The 16,487-nt window shown below is 51.6% G+C and carries 20 protein-coding genes and 2 pseudogenes; 14 read left to right on the top strand and 8 right to left on the bottom strand.

Annotated features, from left to right (window positions below; all coding sequences use genetic code 11):
* Nucleotides 1-304: 304 nt before the first annotated feature.
* From metK to ruvX, 8 genes are all read left to right on the top strand, one after another.
* Nucleotides 305-1,459, top strand: coding sequence for a methionine adenosyltransferase (metK, locus tag HV041_RS00650; protein WP_040232098.1), 1,155 nt, complete (start codon nucleotides 305-307; stop codon nucleotides 1,457-1,459).
* 401 nt (nucleotides 1,460-1,860) lie between these two features.
* Nucleotides 1,861-3,255, top strand: a complete 1,395-nt coding sequence (gene galP, locus HV041_RS00645; RefSeq protein WP_003027074.1) for a galactose/proton symporter — start codon at nucleotides 1,861-1,863, stop codon at nucleotides 3,253-3,255.
* A 77-nt stretch (nucleotides 3,256-3,332) separates the two neighbouring features.
* Nucleotides 3,333-3,830, top strand: coding sequence for a SprT family zinc-dependent metalloprotease (locus HV041_RS00640; RefSeq protein WP_061068543.1), 498 nt, complete (start codon nucleotides 3,333-3,335; stop codon nucleotides 3,828-3,830).
* 94 nt (nucleotides 3,831-3,924) lie between these two features.
* Nucleotides 3,925-4,632, top strand: coding sequence for a deoxyribonuclease I (gene endA / locus HV041_RS00635; protein ID WP_121585034.1), 708 nt, complete (start codon nucleotides 3,925-3,927; stop codon nucleotides 4,630-4,632).
* A 74-nt stretch (nucleotides 4,633-4,706) separates the two neighbouring features.
* Nucleotides 4,707-5,438 (top strand): 16S rRNA (uracil(1498)-N(3))-methyltransferase, encoded by a 732-nt coding sequence (rsmE, locus tag HV041_RS00630; RefSeq protein WP_121585035.1) that lies wholly within the window; start codon nucleotides 4,707-4,709, stop codon nucleotides 5,436-5,438.
* A gap of 12 nt (nucleotides 5,439-5,450) precedes the next feature.
* Nucleotides 5,451-6,398 (top strand): glutathione synthase, encoded by a 948-nt coding sequence (gshB, locus tag HV041_RS00625; RefSeq protein WP_003027083.1) that lies wholly within the window; start codon nucleotides 5,451-5,453, stop codon nucleotides 6,396-6,398.
* A 111-nt stretch (nucleotides 6,399-6,509) separates the two neighbouring features.
* Entirely contained in the window at nucleotides 6,510-7,073 is a 564-nt protein-coding gene (locus HV041_RS00620; protein WP_048213499.1) for a YqgE/AlgH family protein, read from the top strand.
* A complete protein-coding gene (gene ruvX / locus HV041_RS00615) occupies nucleotides 7,073-7,489 on the top strand; it encodes a Holliday junction resolvase RuvX (RefSeq protein ID WP_061068855.1) in 417 nt (138 codons plus the stop codon). Before HV041_RS00620 ends, ruvX begins: the two co-directional genes overlap by 1 nt.
* Here ruvX and HV041_RS00610 read toward each other — a convergent pair.
* Nucleotides 7,486-8,466: a type IV pilus twitching motility protein PilT gene (locus HV041_RS00610; RefSeq protein WP_121585036.1), complete on the bottom strand. Its 981-nt coding sequence runs from the start codon at nucleotides 8,464-8,466 to the stop codon at nucleotides 7,486-7,488. The two genes, ruvX and HV041_RS00610, sit on opposite strands and share 4 nt — an antisense overlap.
* A 17-nt stretch (nucleotides 8,467-8,483) precedes the next feature.
* Here HV041_RS00610 and HV041_RS00605 point away from each other — a divergent pair.
* Nucleotides 8,484-8,654: pseudogene (locus HV041_RS00605) on the top strand (YggS family pyridoxal phosphate enzyme); the annotation flags it as partial.
* 5 nt (nucleotides 8,655-8,659) lie between these two features.
* Here the strand turns inward: HV041_RS00605 and HV041_RS00600 are convergent.
* The 3 genes and pseudogenes from HV041_RS00600 to HV041_RS00590 form a co-directional block, all read right to left on the bottom strand.
* On the bottom strand, nucleotides 8,660-9,079 hold the full coding sequence (locus HV041_RS00600; RefSeq protein WP_182294034.1) for a DUF3828 domain-containing protein: 420 nt from the start codon (nucleotides 9,077-9,079) through the stop codon (nucleotides 8,660-8,662).
* A complete protein-coding gene (locus HV041_RS00595) occupies nucleotides 9,079-9,438 on the bottom strand; it encodes a hypothetical protein (RefSeq protein WP_061068548.1) in 360 nt (119 codons plus the stop codon). Before HV041_RS00595 ends, HV041_RS00600 begins: the two co-directional genes overlap by 1 nt.
* Before the next feature lie 352 nt (nucleotides 9,439-9,790).
* Nucleotides 9,791-9,916, bottom strand: a pseudogene (locus HV041_RS00590) (type IV pili twitching motility protein PilT); the annotation flags it as partial.
* A 17-nt stretch (nucleotides 9,917-9,933) separates the two neighbouring features.
* On the opposite strand from HV041_RS00590, the gene HV041_RS00585 reads away from it, so the two are divergent.
* The 5 genes from HV041_RS00585 to hemW are packed head-to-tail and all read left to right on the top strand — an operon-like array spanning nucleotide 9,934 to nucleotide 13,240.
* Nucleotides 9,934-10,638 carry a YggS family pyridoxal phosphate-dependent enzyme gene (locus HV041_RS00585; RefSeq protein WP_048213195.1) on the top strand — a complete coding sequence of 235 codons (705 nt, stop codon included), beginning with the start codon at nucleotides 9,934-9,936 and terminating at the stop codon, nucleotides 10,636-10,638.
* An 18-nt stretch (nucleotides 10,639-10,656) separates the two neighbouring features.
* Nucleotides 10,657-11,223: a YggT family protein gene (locus HV041_RS00580; RefSeq protein ID WP_003825417.1), complete on the top strand. Its 567-nt coding sequence runs from the start codon at nucleotides 10,657-10,659 to the stop codon at nucleotides 11,221-11,223.
* Nucleotides 11,220-11,510 (top strand): DUF167 family protein YggU, encoded by a 291-nt coding sequence (gene yggU / locus HV041_RS00575; protein ID WP_005123286.1) that lies wholly within the window; start codon nucleotides 11,220-11,222, stop codon nucleotides 11,508-11,510. Before HV041_RS00580 ends, yggU begins: the two co-directional genes overlap by 4 nt.
* Nucleotides 11,511-11,517: 7 nt before the next feature.
* A complete protein-coding gene (locus HV041_RS00570) occupies nucleotides 11,518-12,111 on the top strand; it encodes an XTP/dITP diphosphatase (RefSeq protein WP_115642890.1) in 594 nt (197 codons plus the stop codon).
* The gene (gene hemW, locus HV041_RS00565) at nucleotides 12,104-13,240 is read left to right on the top strand and encodes a radical SAM family heme chaperone HemW (RefSeq protein WP_121585039.1); all 1,137 of its coding nucleotides are present in this window, start codon (nucleotides 12,104-12,106) and stop codon (nucleotides 13,238-13,240) included. The genes HV041_RS00570 and hemW overlap by 8 nt, the downstream gene beginning before the upstream one ends.
* Before the next feature lie 115 nt (nucleotides 13,241-13,355).
* Here hemW and ansB read toward each other — a convergent pair whose 3' ends face one another.
* From ansB to trmB, 4 genes are all read right to left on the bottom strand, one after another.
* Nucleotides 13,356-14,402 (bottom strand): L-asparaginase 2, encoded by a 1,047-nt coding sequence (gene ansB / locus HV041_RS00560; RefSeq protein ID WP_101742768.1) that lies wholly within the window; start codon nucleotides 14,400-14,402, stop codon nucleotides 13,356-13,358.
* 188 nt (nucleotides 14,403-14,590) lie between these two features.
* Nucleotides 14,591-15,310, bottom strand: coding sequence for a DUF2884 domain-containing protein (locus HV041_RS00555; RefSeq protein ID WP_048213199.1), 720 nt, complete (start codon nucleotides 15,308-15,310; stop codon nucleotides 14,591-14,593).
* A gap of 49 nt (nucleotides 15,311-15,359) precedes the next feature.
* Nucleotides 15,360-15,686 carry a YggL family protein gene (locus HV041_RS00550; RefSeq protein WP_003027115.1) on the bottom strand — a complete coding sequence of 109 codons (327 nt, stop codon included), beginning with the start codon at nucleotides 15,684-15,686 and terminating at the stop codon, nucleotides 15,360-15,362.
* Nucleotides 15,686-16,405, bottom strand: coding sequence for a tRNA (guanosine(46)-N7)-methyltransferase TrmB (trmB, locus tag HV041_RS00545; RefSeq protein WP_003027117.1), 720 nt, complete (start codon nucleotides 16,403-16,405; stop codon nucleotides 15,686-15,688). The genes HV041_RS00550 and trmB overlap by 1 nt, the downstream gene beginning before the upstream one ends.
* Nucleotides 16,406-16,487 lie beyond the last annotated feature (82 nt).

The following is a 16,487-nucleotide window of genomic DNA, read 5'->3' as shown; positions in this document are numbered from 1 at the left end:
AGCCGCGCGCCGCGTTTTATACCCATAAGGAAGTCAAAAAGCAAAAGATAAATGCGCGCATTGCCAGCACCGTCAGGAAAAATTTCCAGTTACATTTTCAGTACAATGCGACCTCAATCAAAAAAAGCTGGAAATCAGGCGAAGAGCTGTCCTAAAATAGCCGTCCAGATGTTAATCCATCTATACCGATTAACACTCAGACTGCCAGTGTCCGTCATCTGCAGACTCATGGTAGAATCTTCTACACATGGCTATTCCACTCGACAGTTTGAGCTAACTAAATATTCCTTAGGTGAAATTAAATATGGCAAAACACCTTTTTACGTCCGAGTCCGTATCAGAAGGGCATCCTGACAAAATCGCTGACCAAATCTCTGATGCCGTGCTGGATGCAATCCTCGAGCAGGATCCGAAAGCACGCGTAGCCTGCGAAACCTATGTCAAAACCGGTATGGTTTTAGTTGGCGGTGAGATCACTACCAGCGCCTGGGTAGATATCGAAGAGATCACGCGTAACACGGTTCGCGAAATTGGCTATGTGCATTCCGACATGGGCTTTGACGCCAACTCTTGCGCGGTTCTGAGCGCCATCGGTAAGCAGTCTCCGGATATCAACCAGGGTGTTGACCGCGCGGATCCGCTGGAACAAGGCGCTGGCGACCAGGGCCTGATGTTTGGTTATGCAACCAATGAAACCGACGTGCTGATGCCAGCTCCAATTACCTACGCGCATCGTCTGGTACAGCGTCAGGCTGAAGTACGCAAAAACGGTACTCTGCCGTGGCTGCGCCCGGATGCAAAAAGCCAGGTTACCTTCCAGTATGACGACGGTAAAATTGTAGGTATTGATGCCGTGGTTCTGTCGACTCAGCATGCTGAAGATATCGACCAGAAATCTCTGCAAGAAGCCGTCATGGAAGAGATCATCAAGCCGGTACTGCCGACTGAATGGCTGAGCGCTGCGACCAAATTCTTCATCAACCCAACCGGTCGTTTCGTTATCGGCGGCCCGATGGGCGACTGCGGTCTGACCGGTCGTAAAATCATCGTTGATACCTACGGCGGCATGGCGCGTCACGGCGGCGGTGCATTCTCTGGTAAGGATCCGTCTAAAGTTGACCGTTCCGCAGCCTATGCAGCCCGTTACGTCGCGAAAAACATCGTTGCCGCTGGCCTGGCTGACCGCTGCGAGATTCAGGTTTCCTACGCCATTGGCGTGGCTGAACCGACCTCTATCATGGTTGAAACCTTTGGTACCGAAAAAGTACCTTCAGAACAGCTGACCCTGCTGGTGCGCGAGTTCTTCGACCTGCGTCCGTATGGCCTGATTCAGATGCTGGATCTGCTGCACCCGATCTACAAAGAAACCGCAGCTTACGGTCACTTTGGCCGCGAACATTTCCCATGGGAAAAAACCGACAAAGCGCAGTTGCTGCGTGACGCTGCAGGTCTGAAGTAATTTACTGAAGACTGTCCGCTTAGTAAGACCAGCCTCGTGCTGGTCTTTTTTTTATTCCCCAATTTTCCCCCAACGCCTCATCACCTGAACAATGCAGTGAAGCGTTCCTCTAACAACAATGAAAGCGATTACATAGGACCGATTTTCTATCCACAACAAGTTAACATCTCTTTTCCGTCAAGCTTGCGTCACTGTTACATTATTTTTCAGGATCGTCTTAATTCCAGGCAATTAACCATATTTAATCGTATTATAAAATGTTAATTTTCAAATGGTTAATCGATAATCGTGATAAATGTCAGTGTAACCGATTACACTAATGTGATGTGATTCGCATTTTTTTACCCCGTACTCACCTACCCTTAACATCAACAAAACTAGCTACCCAACCGGAGGGCATCATGCCTGACAATAAAAAAACGGGGCGTTCCAACAAAGCCATGACATTTTTTGTCTGCTTTCTTGCAGCCCTGGCTGGATTACTTTTTGGCCTGGATATCGGTGTTATTGCCGGTGCTTTACCGTTCATCACCGACGAGTTCCAAATTACCCCCCACACTCAGGAATGGGTGGTGAGTTCGATGATGTTTGGTGCTGCCGTGGGTGCCGTCGGCAGCGGTTGGCTCTCCTTCAAACTGGGGCGTAAAAAGAGTCTGATGATCGGCGCAATCCTGTTTGTTGCCGGTTCACTGTTCTCCGCCGCGGCGCCAAACGTTGAAGTGCTGCTGGTTTCCCGCGTACTGCTCGGCCTGGCGGTGGGCGTTGCGTCTTATACCGCGCCGCTGTACCTGTCTGAAATTGCCCCGGAAAAAATTCGTGGCAGTATGATCTCTATGTATCAGCTGATGATCACCATCGGTATTTTGGGTGCGTATCTTTCCGATACGGCGTTTAGCTACAGCGGCGCATGGCGCTGGATGCTGGGCGTGATCATCATCCCTGCCCTGCTGCTGCTGGTTGGCGTCATCTTCCTGCCGGACAGCCCACGCTGGTTTGCTGCTAAACGTCGTTTTGTCGATGCTGAACGTGTTCTGTTGCGTCTGCGTGATACCAGCGCAGAAGCCAAACGCGAGCTGGATGAAATTCGTGAAAGCCTGCAGGTGAAGCAGAGCGGCTGGGCGCTGTTTAAAGAAAACAGCAACTTCCGCCGCGCGGTATTCCTTGGCGTCCTGTTACAGGTGATGCAGCAGTTCACCGGGATGAACGTCATTATGTATTACGCACCGAAAATCTTTGAGCTGGCGGGCTACACCAACACCACCGAGCAGATGTGGGGGACTGTTATCGTCGGTCTGACCAACGTGCTGGCAACCTTTATCGCCATTGGCCTGGTTGACCGCTGGGGCCGTAAACCTACGCTGATCCTCGGCTTTATCGTCATGGCCGTCGGTATGGGCGTGCTGGGCACGATGATGCACGTGGGTATTCACTCGGCGGCCGCGCAATACTTCGCTGTACTGATGCTGCTGATGTTTATCGTTGGCTTTGCCATGAGCGCCGGTCCGCTGATTTGGGTACTGTGCTCTGAAATCCAACCGCTGAAAGGCCGCGATTTCGGTATCACCTGCTCTACCGCAACCAACTGGATTGCCAATATGATCGTCGGTGCAACCTTCCTGACGATGCTGAACTCGCTGGGCAGCGCCAATACTTTCTGGGTCTACGGTGGTCTGAACGTCCTGTTCATCTTCCTGACCCTGTGGCTGATACCTGAAACTAAAAATGTCTCTCTGGAACACATTGAACGTAACCTGATGAAAGGTCGTAAACTGCGCGAAATTGGCGCACACGACTAATCACGAAAAGCTTCCTCCCCCGCGGGAGGAAGCCTTCCTCTTGCAGTCCCTTCCCTGTCGCACTATCCTCTGGCGTTATGAAAACCTCCCGTCTCCCTATCGCCATCCAGCAAGCCGTTATGCGCAGCCTGCGGGAAAAACTCGCACAGGCCAATCTTAAGCTCGAGCGTAATTATCCGGAACCTAAGCTGGTGTACCAACAGCGCGGCACCGCTGCAGGCACCGCGTGGTTACAAACCTACGAAATCCGCCTCAATCCGGTACTACTGATGGAAAATGTCGACGCATTCGTGAATGAGGTGGTGCCCCATGAACTGGCGCATTTACTGGTGTGGAAATACTTTGGTCGCGTGCCGCCGCACGGCAAAGAGTGGAAATGGATGATGGAGAGCGTGCTGGGCGTGCCAGCCCGACGCACACATCAGTTCGAACTGCAATCCGTGCAGCGTAAGACCTTTACTTACCGCTGCAAGTGTCAGGAACACCAACTGACCGTACGCCGCCATAACCGCGTGGTACGCGGTGAAGCCACCTACCGCTGCGTTCACTGCGGCGAACCACTGATTGCAGAATAATCTTCAGAATTATCAGGAACTTTTCTGATCTAACTGATTGCATACAGGAATGACTTTCGCTACGTTGCGGGCTCGTTTTGACACGGAGTTCGTGATGTACCGTAATTTTTCTTTTGCTGCGGCCCTGTTAGCCGCTGCGTTTTCAGGCCAGGTGTTCGCCGAAGGCATCAATAGTTTTTCCCAGGCAAAAGCCGCTGGCGTCAAAGTTAACGCCGATGCGCCAGGCGATTTCTACTGTGGTTGCAAAATTAACTGGCAAGGCAAAAAAGGGGTCGTGGACCTCGAATCCTGCGGCTATAAAGTGCGAAAAAACGAAAACCGCGCCAGTCGAATTGAATGGGAACACGTTGTCCCCGCCTGGCAGTTTGGTCATCAGCGCCAGTGCTGGCAGGACGGGGGGCGTAAAAACTGCGCTAAAGATCCGGTCTATCGCAAAATGGAAAGCGATATGCATAACCTGCAGCCTGCGGTAGGTGAAGTGAATGGCGATCGCGCAAACTTTATGTACAGCCAGTGGAACGGTGGCGAAGGCCAGTATGGACAGTGCGCGATGAAGGTTGATTTTAAAGAAAAAGTTGCCGAACCGCCTGCCCGCGCCCGTGGCGCCATCGCGCGTACCTATTTTTATATGCGCGACCAATACAACCTGACGCTCTCCCGTCAGCAAACCCAGCTTTTTAATGCCTGGAATAAGCAGTATCCGGTCACCGACTGGGAGTGTGAGCGCGACGAACGCATCGCGAAGGTACAGGGGAATCATAACCCTTATGTGCAACGCGCTTGCCAGGCGCAAAAGAGCTAACCTACACTAGCGGCAATATTTTTAACCATGCCCTGGCCTTTAATAGCTCAGGGCCATGACGCGGATGTTTAACTATGCGCATTCCCCGCATTTATCACCCTGAGCCAATCACCTCCGGTAGCCAAATTTCATTGTGTGAGGATGCCGCCAACCATATCGGCCGCGTACTACGTATGGGGCCAGGCCAGGCGCTGCAGCTATTTGACGGCAGCAATCAGGTATTCGACGCCGAAATTACTCACGCCAGTAAGAAAAGCGTGGAGGTGAAGGTGCTTAACGCTGAACTCGACGATCGGGAATCACCGTTGCATATCCACCTGGGCCAGGTAATGTCGCGCGGTGAAAAAATGGAATTTACTATCCAGAAATCGATTGAACTGGGTGTAAGCCTCATTACGCCACTTTTTTCTGAGCGCTGCGGCGTTAAACTGGACAATGAACGCCTGAACAAGAAGCTCCAGCAGTGGCAGAAAATCGCCATTGCCGCCTGCGAACAGTGCGGTCGTAACCGGGTGCCTGAAATTCGCCCGGCAATGGATCTGGAAGCATGGTGCGCAGAACAGGACGAAGGTCTGAAACTCAATCTGCATCCTCGCGCCAGCGCCAGCATCAACACGCTGCCGCTCCCGGTGGAGCGCATCCGCTTGCTGATTGGCCCGGAAGGTGGGCTATCGGCAGATGAAATTGCCATGACCGCACGGTATCAGTTTACTGATATTCTGTTAGGACCTCGCGTTCTGCGTACTGAGACAACTGCGCTCACCGCCATTACCGCGCTACAGGTGCGTTTTGGCGATCTGGGCTAACGGAGAAAAACAATGATCAAGCTCGGCATCGTGATGGATCCCATCGCAAGCATCAACATCAAGAAAGATTCCAGCTTCGCTATGCTGCTGGAAGCGCAACGCCGCGGTTACGAAATTCATTATATGGAGATGGCCGATCTTTATCTGATCAACGGTGAAGCCCGCGCCCATACGCGTACCCTGAGCGTAGAGCAGAACTACGACAAATGGTATGAGTTCAAGAGCGAGCAGGATCTCCCGCTGGCAGACCTGGACGTTATTCTGATGCGTAAGGATCCGCCGTTTGATACCGAGTTCATTTATGCAACCTATATTCTGGAACGTGCAGAAGAAAAAGGAACGCTGATCGTCAACAAACCGCAGAGCCTGCGCGACTGCAACGAGAAGTTGTTCACCGCATGGTTTGCCGATCTGACGCCGGAAACGCTGGTCACGCGTAACAAAGCGCAGTTGAAAGCCTTCTGGCAAAAACACAGCGACATCATTCTCAAACCGCTAGACGGCATGGGCGGAGCCTCTATTTTCCGCGTGAAGGAAGGCGATCCGAACCTTGGCGTTATTGCGGAAACGCTGACAGAGCACGGTACCCGCTACTGCATGGCGCAGAACTATCTGCCTGCAATTAAAGATGGCGATAAACGCGTGCTGGTGGTTGATGGCGAACCCGTTCCGTACTGCCTGGCGCGTATTCCGCAGGGCGGTGAAACCCGTGGCAACCTGGCCGCAGGTGGCCGTGGCGAGCCGCGTCCATTAACCGACAGTGACTGGGAAATTGCCCGTCGCATTGGGCCGACGCTGAAAGCGAAAGGTTTGATTTTTGTTGGTCTGGACATCATTGGCGATCGTCTGACGGAAATTAACGTCACCAGCCCAACCTGTATTCGTGAAATTGAAGCGGAGTTCCCGGTCTCTATTACCGGTATGCTAATGGACGCCATTGAAGCGCGCCTGCAAAAATAAAAGAACTCGCCGGTAGAAGGGACCCTACCAATACTAATAGTGACAGCGCTCCTGTTTGTACGCATACTGGGCGCTGTTGCTTTTTTGAACCAGGAAACAGAACCTCTGACAATGAATTTACAGCATCACTTTCTAATTGCCATGCCTGCTCTCCAGGATCCAATTTTCCGCCGTTCCGTGGTGTATATCTGCGAACACAATGAGAACGGAGCAATGGGGATTATCGTCAATAAGCCTCTGGAAAACTTACAAATTGAAGGGATTCTGGAAAAGCTGAAGATCACGCCTGAAGGACGCGATCCGTCCATCCGTCTGGATAAAGCAGTGATGCTCGGCGGCCCGTTGGCGGAAGACCGCGGATTTATTCTGCATACTCCGCCCGCCCGTTTTGCATCCAGTATCTTAATTTCTGATAACACTATCATCACGACCTCCCGCGATGTATTAGAAACGTTGGGCACGCAGGAGCAACCGTCCGAGGTGCTGGTGGCATTGGGCTATTCATCATGGGAAAAAGGCCAGCTGGAACAAGAGCTACTGGATAACGCCTGGCTCACGGCCCCCGCAGACCTCAACATCTTATTCAAAACGCCGATTGCCGACCGCTGGCGCGACGCTGCCAAACTTATCGGAATAGATATTCAGACCATGCCCGGCGTGGCGGGACACGCATGATGAGCGGAACATTACTCTCTTTTGATTTTGGTACGAAAAGTATCGGCGTCGCCGTGGGTCAGCGCATTACCGGTACGGCCAGGCCATTGCCCGCCATCAAAGCGCAGGACGGTACGCCGGACTGGAATTCGATTGAACGCCTGCTAAAAGAGTGGCAACCAGATGAGATCATCGTCGGCCTGCCGCTCAACATGGACGGTACCGAACAACCCCTTACCGCGCGCGCGCGTAAATTCGCCAACCGCATTCATGGTCGCTTTGGCGTAACCGTAACGCTGCACGATGAACGTTTGAGCACCGTCGAAGCCCGCTCAGGCCTGTTTGAGCAAGGCGGTTACCGGGCGTTGAATAAAGGCAAAGTGGACTCCGCTTCTGCCGTTATTATCCTCGAAAGCTATTTCGAGCAGGGCTATTAAAGCCGCCCCTGCGCCTGTCGCTGCTGCAAACTTTGTGCAAACGTCTGCATACCTGTCTGCTGCCCGGTTTGTATCACGCCGGGTAGCTGATGCGTTTTCCCTTCGCGGATCAAATTGCCCACGGCGGGCGTGTTAACGAGCAGCTCGAATAGCGCCACGCGTCCCCCCTGCTTATCCTCCTCCAGTTTTTGCGAAAGAACCGCCCGCAGGCTGTCTGCCAGTTGATTACGCACCGGATCTTTCTCTGATGCAGCAAAGGAATCCACCAGCCGCGCAATGGCTTGTGCAGCCCCACGCGTGTGTAGCGTTGCCAGCACCAGATGTCCGGTCTCCGCCGCCGTTAATGCCAGCCGAATGGTTTCCACGTCGCGCAGCTCGCCCAGCAAAATAACGTCGGGATCTTCGCGTAACGCACCGCGCAAACCGGCGGCGAAAGAGACGCAGTGTACGCCCACCTCCCGCTGTTGAATGAGACAACGCTGGCTGGCGTAGCGGTATTCAATAGGATCTTCCAGCGTCAGAATGTGTCCCTCAATATGCTGATTAAGATACTCCACCATCGCCGCCAGGGTCGTAGATTTACCGCTGCCGGTGGCGCCTGTCACCAGAATTAACCCATTTTCACTGCGCAGCAGTTCAGGTATGACCGCGGGAGTCTGGAGATCGTCTAAATGAGGACAATCCAGCGGTAGCAGTCTTAGCGCCAGTGACGTTCCTTGCTGATGGGCAAATGCGCTGGCGCGCAGCCGCCGGGAGTCCGTCAGGGTAACGGCAAAATCAACCTGCCCTTGCTCCCGCCACTGTACCTGTTGTTGCTCACTGAGCCAGCACATCAGCAGATTCTCTACGTCAGGCGCGGTAAACGGCGCATTTTCGATTTTTCCATGTCTGCGCCAACGCGCGGGCCATGCATTGCACAGGTGTAGATCCGACACGTTATGCTTTACACTAAGGGCCACTATTTCTTCCATATTCATATGAACATCCTCGGAAAATGAACGATATCGCGCATAACCTGGCACATGTCCGGGACAAAATCTCAGCCGCCGCGACGCGTTGCGGGCGGTCTTCAGAAGAAGTTATGTTGCTTGCAGTCAGCAAAATCAAACCTGCGAGCGCCATCGAAGAAGCCATTACCGCAGGATTATTTTCAATTGGTGAAAACAATAACTAATGGCGAGTAACCACGCTCTTGATTTTCCATACACCATTTTCTTCTACCATGCAGTCAATGACTTTTTGAGATGACTCACCTGTTCCAAATGTCAAATAGACATTGGTACAAATAGGATCAGTTATAGTCAGATCAATACTAATATGCTTACTCCAGTCTTCATCTGCAAAATCCTGAACCTTTAGAAAATAATCCTCTTCAAGCTCATTATTCATATAAGCTTGTTTTAATTTATTCAATGTATCAATACTAACGAAAGGCTCTAATGCCGTCGGGTTATCTGCAACTGGGATGACATTATGAGCAATCTGCTTTATATACCAGGTATTGAATTTTAATGCTTGCGTATAAGCAGGAACTATTTCTGCCATAGCAAATGATGAGAATAGAAAAGTAAATAATATTAATCGCTTCATCAGTTGTGCCTATATAATTTATACGAAGGCTGACTTTTACGATAACCGGGGCCGGGGTACACGCCATGTTCCTGCTTGAAATCTGACCACCAGTAATGCCCATCAAAAATCGCCATATGACCTGCTGCATTTCCTCCAGTATATGGTTGGATTATAGCAACATCACCTTTTACAGGATTCCCATATACTTCACGAAAACCAGCTAATACTAAATATTTCCCCATATTTTTAGCATTATCATGGTGCAATGATACGCCGCCATGTTCGATAGCTGCTGTTACTGCCCTGGCACAATAACCCGTAGCGTGTGGATGAGCATTATGTCTAACAAAATTTATAGCGGCTTCTTTATTCCACATTTACAACACCTCATTTATAAACGAAGAATATGAAATATCACAAAGCGAACCATTAGCATGAACATTAAATGCTTCTAACTCCATTTATTGACATCATCACCATGTCCCAAAATTATATTTGCAATATGTATTATCGTTTAGTTATAAAATAAGAAAAAATATTCACCCCACCAATTATGTAATACCTTAATTTTATTAGAGATATAATTTCACACCTGTTTTTATTACTTTAAACCTTTAAATTAAAGCAAGCCTGAGCTAAATAAAAACGAATTAAAAATTCTATTTATTAAATCTGTTTACATCCTCCTACAGACTCACATTTTGTACTCAGCACATCCACAGTCCCACCAGGCGCGGTAAACGGTGCGCTTTCGATTTTTCCACGCCTACGCCAACGCGCAGGCCATGCATTGCACAGGTGTAGATCCGACACGTTATGCTTTACACTAAGGGCCACTATTTCTTCCATATTCATATGAACATCCTCGGAAAATGAACGATATCGCGCATAACCTGGCACATGTCCGGGACAAAATCTCAGCCGCCGCGACGCGTTGCGGGCGGTCTTCAGAAGAAGTTACGTTGCTTGCAGTCAGCAAAACCAAACCTGCGAGCGCCATCGAAGAAGCCATTACCGCAGGGCAGCGAGCCTTCGGTGAAAACTATGTCCAGGAAGGGGTGGATAAAATCCGCTACTTTCAGGAAAAAGGCGTCAACGATCTGCAGTGGCACTTTATCGGCCCGCTGCAGTCCAACAAAAGTCGTCTGGTCGCAGAACATTTTGACTGGTGCCATACGATTGATCGTCTGCGCATCGCTGCCCGTCTGAGCGAACAGCGCCCGGCAGACCTGCCGCCGCTGAATGTGTTGATCCAGATAAATATCAGCGATGAGAACAGTAAGTCAGGGATTCCGCTGGCAGAGCTTGATGCCCTGGCCGCTGAAGTCGCTGCGCTGCCGCGCATTACCCTGCGTGGCTTGATGGCGATTCCCGCGCCTGAGTCAGATTATGTAAGGCAGTTTGAAGTTGCACAGCAAATGGCTGTAGCATTTGCCGGGTTGAAAACACGCTACCCAAATATCGATACGCTCTCGCTGGGGATGTCTGATGATATGGATGCCGCTATCGCGGCGGGTAGCACGATGGTGCGCATCGGCACTGCCATTTTTGGTGCTCGTGATTACACTAAAAAATAAGGAAAATTAAGGAACACCATGAATACGTTGACCTTCCTGCTCTCAACGGTAATTGAGCTGTATACCATGGCGCTGCTGCTGCGCGTGTGGATGCAATGGTCTCGCTGCGATTTCTACAACCCGTTCTCGCAGTTTATTGTGAAAATCACTCAGCCCATTATTGGGCCGTTACGCCGTATTATTCCTCCGATGGGGCCCATTGACAGCGCATCAGCATTAGTCGCGCTCGTTCTCAGCTTTATCAAAGCCATCGTGCTATTTAAGGTGGTCACGTTCCAGCCGATCATCTGGATCGCCGCCGTGCTGATTGTCCTGAAAACCATCGGACTGCTGATTTTCTGGGTACTGCTGGTGATGGCAATTATGAGCTGGGTCAGCCAGGGCCGCAGCCCGGTGGAGTACGTGCTGATCCAACTGGCGGATCCGCTGCTGCGTCCTATTCGTCGTATTCTTCCGGGAATGGGAGGGATAGATTTCTCGCCGATGATCCTGGTTCTGCTGCTCTATGTCATTAACATGGGGATCGCGGAAGTGTTACAGGCGACAGGCAACATGCTGCTGCCGGGGCTGTGGATGGCACTATGAGTGCCGTAACACCCTGCGATGACGGTCTGGTTTTACGGCTCTACATTCAGCCGAAAGCCAGCCGTGACAGTATTGTGGGTTTACATGGCGACGAGCTAAAAGTCGCCATTACCGCCCCGCCGGTTGATGGACAAGCCAACAGCCATCTGGTGAAGTTTCTCGGCAAACAGTTCCGCGTAGCGAAAAGCCAGGTCGTTATTGAGAAGGGCGAGCTTGGTCGGCACAAACAGGTTAAAATTATTCATCCGCAACAGATCCCGCCCGAAATTGCGGCGCTAACTGATTAGGTATCCCATGCAAAAAGTTGTCCTCGCGACCGGCAATGCCGGTAAAGTGCGTGAACTCGCCTCTCTTCTGAGTGATTTCGGTCTTGATGTTGTTGCCCAAACGGATCTGGGTGTTGATTCTGCAGAAGAGACCGGGCTGACGTTTATTGAGAACGCCATTCTGAAGGCGCGTCATGCCGCACAAATTACGGGTTTGCCAGCCATTGCTGATGACTCCGGCCTGGCGGTTAATGCCCTTGGCGGCGCGCCGGGTATCTATTCAGCCCGCTATTCCGGCGAAGATGCGACCGATCAGCAGAACCTGGAAAAACTGCTGTACACCCTGCGGGATGTCCCGGATGACCAGCGTCAGGCGCAATTCCACTGCGTGCTGGTGTATATGCGCCATGCAGACGATCCCACGCCTTTAGTGTGCCACGGAAGCTGGCCGGGCGTGATTACCCGTGAACCGGCCGGAAACGGTGGTTTTGGTTACGACCCAATCTTTTTTGTGCCGTCCGAAGGAAAAACCGCTGCTGAGCTGACCCGCGAAGAAAAAAGTGCGATTTCTCACCGCGGGCAGGCGCTGAAGCTGCTGCTGGATGCCCTGCGTAATGGTTAAGCTTCCGCCGCTAAGTCTTTATATTCACATCCCGTGGTGCGTGCAGAAATGCCCGTACTGCGACTTTAACTCGCATGCACTTAAGGGCGAGGTTCCTCATGACGACTATGTTCAGCACCTGCTGAGCGATCTGGATACTGAGGTGGCCCACGCTCAGGGACGTGAAGTAAAGACGATTTTTATCGGTGGTGGTACGCCGAGCCTGCTTTCTGGCCCGGCAATGCAAACGCTGCTCGACGGCGTGCGCGCACGGCTAAATCTGGCCGCAGATGCAGAAATCACCATGGAGGCGAATCCCGGGACGGTGGAAGCCGATCGCTTTGTTGATTATCAACGCGCTGGCGTCAACCGTATCTCGATTGGCGTACAGAGCTTTAGCTCCGCCAAGCTCGAACGTCTGGGACGTATTCATGGGCCGGAGGAAGCCAAACGCGCAGCGCACCTGGCGAGCGGTCTGGGGCTACGCAGTTTTAACCTCGACCTGATGCATGGTTTGCCGGATCAGACTCTGGAAGAGGCGCTGGGCGATTTACAGCAGGCCATCGCGCTCAATCCGCCGCATCTTTCCTGGTATCAGTTGACCATCGAACCCAACACGCTGTTCGGGTCCCGACCACCGGTATTACCGGACGACGACGCGCTGTGGGATATTTTTGAGCAAGGCCACCAGTTGCTGACTGCCGCCGGGTATCATCAGTACGAAACCTCAGCCTATGCGAAGCCGGGCTATCAGTGTCAGCACAACCTTAATTACTGGCGTTTTGGCGACTATCTCGGTATTGGCTGCGGCGCGCATGGCAAAATTACGTTCCCGGACGGGCGCATTCTGCGTACCACCAAAACACGGCATCCGCGTGGCTACATGCAAGGGCGTTATCTCGAAAGCCTGCGTGATGTCGCCGAAACCGATAAGCCGTTCGAGTTCTTTATGAACCGTTTCCGGTTGCTTGAGGCCGCGCCTCGCGCGGAGTTCAGACAATATACCGGGCTTACCGAGGACGTTATTCGTCGACAGATCGATGAGGCTATTTCCCAGGGCTACCTGAGTGAATGCGATGAATACTGGCAGATTACTCAACACGGTAAGCTGTTTTTGAACTCTCTGTTGGAGCTGTTTCTGGCGGAGTAATACGGTAACGATCCAGGCCGGATAAGGCCTTGAGCCGCATCCGGCAAATTGCCTGATGGCGCTGCGCTTATCAGGCCTACAGGGTTAGGTCGATAAGCGCAGCCACCTTCAGTCATTAATACTGATTAAACATTTCCTGAATCTGCTTAGGATCTTTGGTCTGCGTCAGCGCCAGCTGCAACAGAACACGCGCTTTTTGCGGGTTCAGCGAGCCAGAAGCCACAAAGCCATATTTCGCATCATCAACTTCAGCATCCTGGGTAGTAGCACCAGTCGGTACACGGGATGAACGTACGACAACGGTTCCTTTATGCGCGGCAGTTGCCAGCGTATCGAAAATGGTTTTATACAGGTTACCGTTACCTACACCCGCACTAACGATCCCTGCGTAACCCGCATCTACCAGCGCTTTTGCCGGCAGATCGGAGGCGTTAGCATAGTTGTAAACAATCCCAACTTTCGGCAGTTCGGTCAGCTTAGAAACATCGAACGGCGTGGATGTAGTGTGCTTACGCGCAGGTGTACGCTGGTAGTCGATTTTACCGTTATGAATGTAACCCAACGGGCCGTAGTTAACGGATTTGAAGGTAGCAACGTCAGTGGTATTGGTTTTGGTCACGTCGCGACCATCCATAACGGTGTCGTTCATCACCACCAGCACACCGCGGTTGGCAGAGGCTTTATCTGCGGCGGTTACCACGGCGTTATACAGGTTGAACGGGCCATCAGCGCTCATACCGGTAGATGGACGCATCGCGCCTACCAGCACCACCGGCTTGTTGCATTTGACGGTCAGATCGAGGAAATAGGCGGTTTCCTCCATGGTATCCGTACCATGCGTTACCACGAAGCCGTCGGTTTTATCACACTCGGTATTAATCTTTTTCGCCAGCGTTAACCAGACGTCGTCATTCATATCCTGGGAGCCGATATTCACCACCTGCTCACCTTTAACCACGGCGATATCTTTCAACTGAGGTACGGCCTCAACCAGATTTTCTACGCCAACCTTGCCTGCCGTGTAGTTAGATTTTGTCGCGGAATCACCGCCACCAGCAATCGTCCCGCCGGTCGCTAAAATGGTGATATTTGGCAGTGCAAGCGCCGCGCCGCTGAAACCCATAACCAGTGCGGCAAGTGCCGTTCTCTTGAAAAACTCCATGTTATTTCTCCAGTTACTTGAATTTGCAGCATTATGTCTATCTCACAGATGAATAATGTGACGAGATCCAATTAACCAGATTTATATCTCCATCAAATTGTTATTCTTAGAGATGGATATCAAAAAAACAGAAAAGTACAAAATAAAACGGCGCAGAATGTTTCTGCGCCGTTAAACAGAGGTGAAGATTATTTCAGAGTGCTAACCAGCGTTTTACGATCGTTTTCCAGCGTCACGACGCGGGCACAAACATCTTTGCCAAACTGCTGGAAGTCTTGTTCCTGATTCTTCCATTCGTTCTGAATTGAGGTTTGCAAGCCACCGAGACTCCCGAGCACGCCCTGCAACGGATTACCACCGCCTTTGAGTACGGCTTTGGCACCCATTTCGTTGATGCTGTCCTGCAAAATACCGCCCATCGCCTGATTAACCAGCTGTTGTCCGTCCGCGCGGACTTGATCAATCGCCTTATAATGGAAGGTCAGGCCATCAGTTCGATGCTCGATGATGCGGTTCATCTGCTCTTTCAATTGCGCATCCAGCTTGGTTAAGCGGCCACGCATGTTGCTGCTTTCACCGACCTCTTTGGCGATGATTTTATCCAGCGCCACGCGACCTTTCTCTACGCGCGCTCTGGCACCTTCGTCAATCCACGGCAGGCTGCTACGCAACGCCGCCTGATAATCTTTGGCTTGCTCACGCTGTGCGGCGTTCAGGTTGTACTGTTTACCGTTGAAGGTGACATCGCCGGCCTGGGTAATAATCAGGTCGCCGTTCTCGCCCTTCACCTGCACCGTTTGTGGGCTCAAAATCACATCGTCACGCGGGGTGACGCTGCACTGGTAATCTGCATGTGCGGCCATCGCCGTGAACGTTAGGACTGCCGCCAGCAGCGTTTTGCGCATCATATCTTTCCCTCAAGACAAATCGGGCCGGCATTTGCCGACCCTGTGCTACTTAGTCCCACCAAATATCGAAAAGTTCGCTGGTACGCACTTCTTCGAGTTTGTGCTCTTCCAGCCACTTACGCACGATTGCCTGGTGTTCTTCGGTGCATTTGCCGATTTCCTGCAGACAGATCAGACCTTCCCAGGCCAGATAGCCGCTGCCGTCAAAAGCCAGCTTGTTCGGTTCGATAACTTCATTGATAAAGTCATCAACGATTTGATCGACCTGCTCTCCAGATGTACCTTCCGGGAAACGCCATGCAACCGAAAATCCTACTTCCTGGAATTCTTCGATGTGCATCTTTTTACGCAGACGACGGCTACGGTTCTTTGCCATTATTTCACCCTCTCGAACATTAAGTCCCATACGCCGTGGCCAAGACGATGACCACGTTGTTCAAATTTGGTTACCGGGCGCGATTGTGGGCGCGGTACATAATCGTTACTCTCGGACTGGTTTTTATACCCGTCAATGGAGGACATCACTTCCAGCATATGTTCCGCATAAGCTTCCCAGTCGGTTGCCATGTGGAATACGCCGCCCAGCTTCAGCTTACTTAAGATATGCTCAGCAAACGGTACCTGAACGATACGGCGTTTATTATGACGTGCTTTATGCCACGGGTCAGGGAAAAACAGCTGAACCATAGATAAAGAATTGTCAGGAATCATTTTATGCAGGACTTCAACGGCATCATGGCACATGACGCGCAGGTTCTCGACACCCTCTTCATGGGCTGAAGCCAGACACGCACCAACGCCCGGCGAGTGAACCTCAATGCCGAGGAAATTCTGTTCCGGACGCGCTTTCGCCATTGCGACCAGCGACGCTCCCATACCAAAACCGATTTCCAGCGTGACTGGCGCATCACGGCCAAACAGTTCTGCGAAATTTACAGGCTCTTCGCTGAACTCAACGCCCATCACCGGCCAGTAGTTTTCCAGCGCGTGTTCCTGCCCTTTCGTCAGTCGCCCCTGGCGACGAACAAAACTACGAATCCGGCGCAGAGGGCGGCCGTTTTCATCAAATTCCGGTGAAATGACGTCGTTCTTCATAAAAGTTTAGTCTGCTGTGTTTGAGTTCTGAAAACGGGCATTATCCAAAGTTAGTTGCCGGATGCAAGTAAAGGAAGAAAGT

It is taken from the genome of Citrobacter sp. RHBSTW-00029 (assembly GCF_014104295.1).
Lineage (GTDB): Bacteria > Pseudomonadota > Gammaproteobacteria > Enterobacterales > Enterobacteriaceae > Citrobacter > Citrobacter youngae.
This window is presented reverse-complemented; position numbering and strand designations above follow the sequence as displayed.

Excerpts from the sequence above, each read along its gene's own strand:
- metK (WP_040232098.1), top strand. The coding sequence starts at position 305 with ATGGCAAAACACCTTTTTACGTCCGAGTCCGTATCAGAAGGGCATCCT.
- galP (WP_003027074.1), top strand. The coding sequence starts at position 1,861 with ATGCCTGACAATAAAAAAACGGGGCGTTCCAACAAAGCCATGACATTT.
- HV041_RS00640 (WP_061068543.1), top strand. The coding sequence starts at position 3,333 with ATGAAAACCTCCCGTCTCCCTATCGCCATCCAGCAAGCCGTTATGCGC.
- endA (WP_121585034.1), top strand. The coding sequence starts at position 3,925 with ATGTACCGTAATTTTTCTTTTGCTGCGGCCCTGTTAGCCGCTGCGTTT.
- rsmE (WP_121585035.1), top strand. The coding sequence starts at position 4,707 with ATGCGCATTCCCCGCATTTATCACCCTGAGCCAATCACCTCCGGTAGC.
- gshB (WP_003027083.1), top strand. The coding sequence starts at position 5,451 with ATGATCAAGCTCGGCATCGTGATGGATCCCATCGCAAGCATCAACATC.
- HV041_RS00620 (WP_048213499.1), top strand. The coding sequence starts at position 6,510 with ATGAATTTACAGCATCACTTTCTAATTGCCATGCCTGCTCTCCAGGAT.
- ruvX (WP_061068855.1), top strand. The coding sequence starts at position 7,073 with ATGAGCGGAACATTACTCTCTTTTGATTTTGGTACGAAAAGTATCGGC.
- HV041_RS00610 (WP_121585036.1), bottom strand. The coding sequence starts at position 8,466 with ATGAATATGGAAGAAATAGTGGCCCTTAGTGTAAAGCATAACGTGTCG.
- HV041_RS00600 (WP_182294034.1), bottom strand. The coding sequence starts at position 9,079 with ATGAAGCGATTAATATTATTTACTTTTCTATTCTCATCATTTGCTATG.
- HV041_RS00595 (WP_061068548.1), bottom strand. The coding sequence starts at position 9,438 with ATGTGGAATAAAGAAGCCGCTATAAATTTTGTTAGACATAATGCTCAT.
- HV041_RS00585 (WP_048213195.1), top strand. The coding sequence starts at position 9,934 with ATGAACGATATCGCGCATAACCTGGCACATGTCCGGGACAAAATCTCA.
- HV041_RS00580 (WP_003825417.1), top strand. The coding sequence starts at position 10,657 with ATGAATACGTTGACCTTCCTGCTCTCAACGGTAATTGAGCTGTATACC.
- yggU (WP_005123286.1), top strand. The coding sequence starts at position 11,220 with ATGAGTGCCGTAACACCCTGCGATGACGGTCTGGTTTTACGGCTCTAC.
- HV041_RS00570 (WP_115642890.1), top strand. The coding sequence starts at position 11,518 with ATGCAAAAAGTTGTCCTCGCGACCGGCAATGCCGGTAAAGTGCGTGAA.
- hemW (WP_121585039.1), top strand. The coding sequence starts at position 12,104 with ATGGTTAAGCTTCCGCCGCTAAGTCTTTATATTCACATCCCGTGGTGC.
- ansB (WP_101742768.1), bottom strand. The coding sequence starts at position 14,402 with ATGGAGTTTTTCAAGAGAACGGCACTTGCCGCACTGGTTATGGGTTTC.
- HV041_RS00555 (WP_048213199.1), bottom strand. The coding sequence starts at position 15,310 with ATGATGCGCAAAACGCTGCTGGCGGCAGTCCTAACGTTCACGGCGATG.
- HV041_RS00550 (WP_003027115.1), bottom strand. The coding sequence starts at position 15,686 with ATGGCAAAGAACCGTAGCCGTCGTCTGCGTAAAAAGATGCACATCGAA.
- trmB (WP_003027117.1), bottom strand. The coding sequence starts at position 16,405 with ATGAAGAACGACGTCATTTCACCGGAATTTGATGAAAACGGCCGCCCT.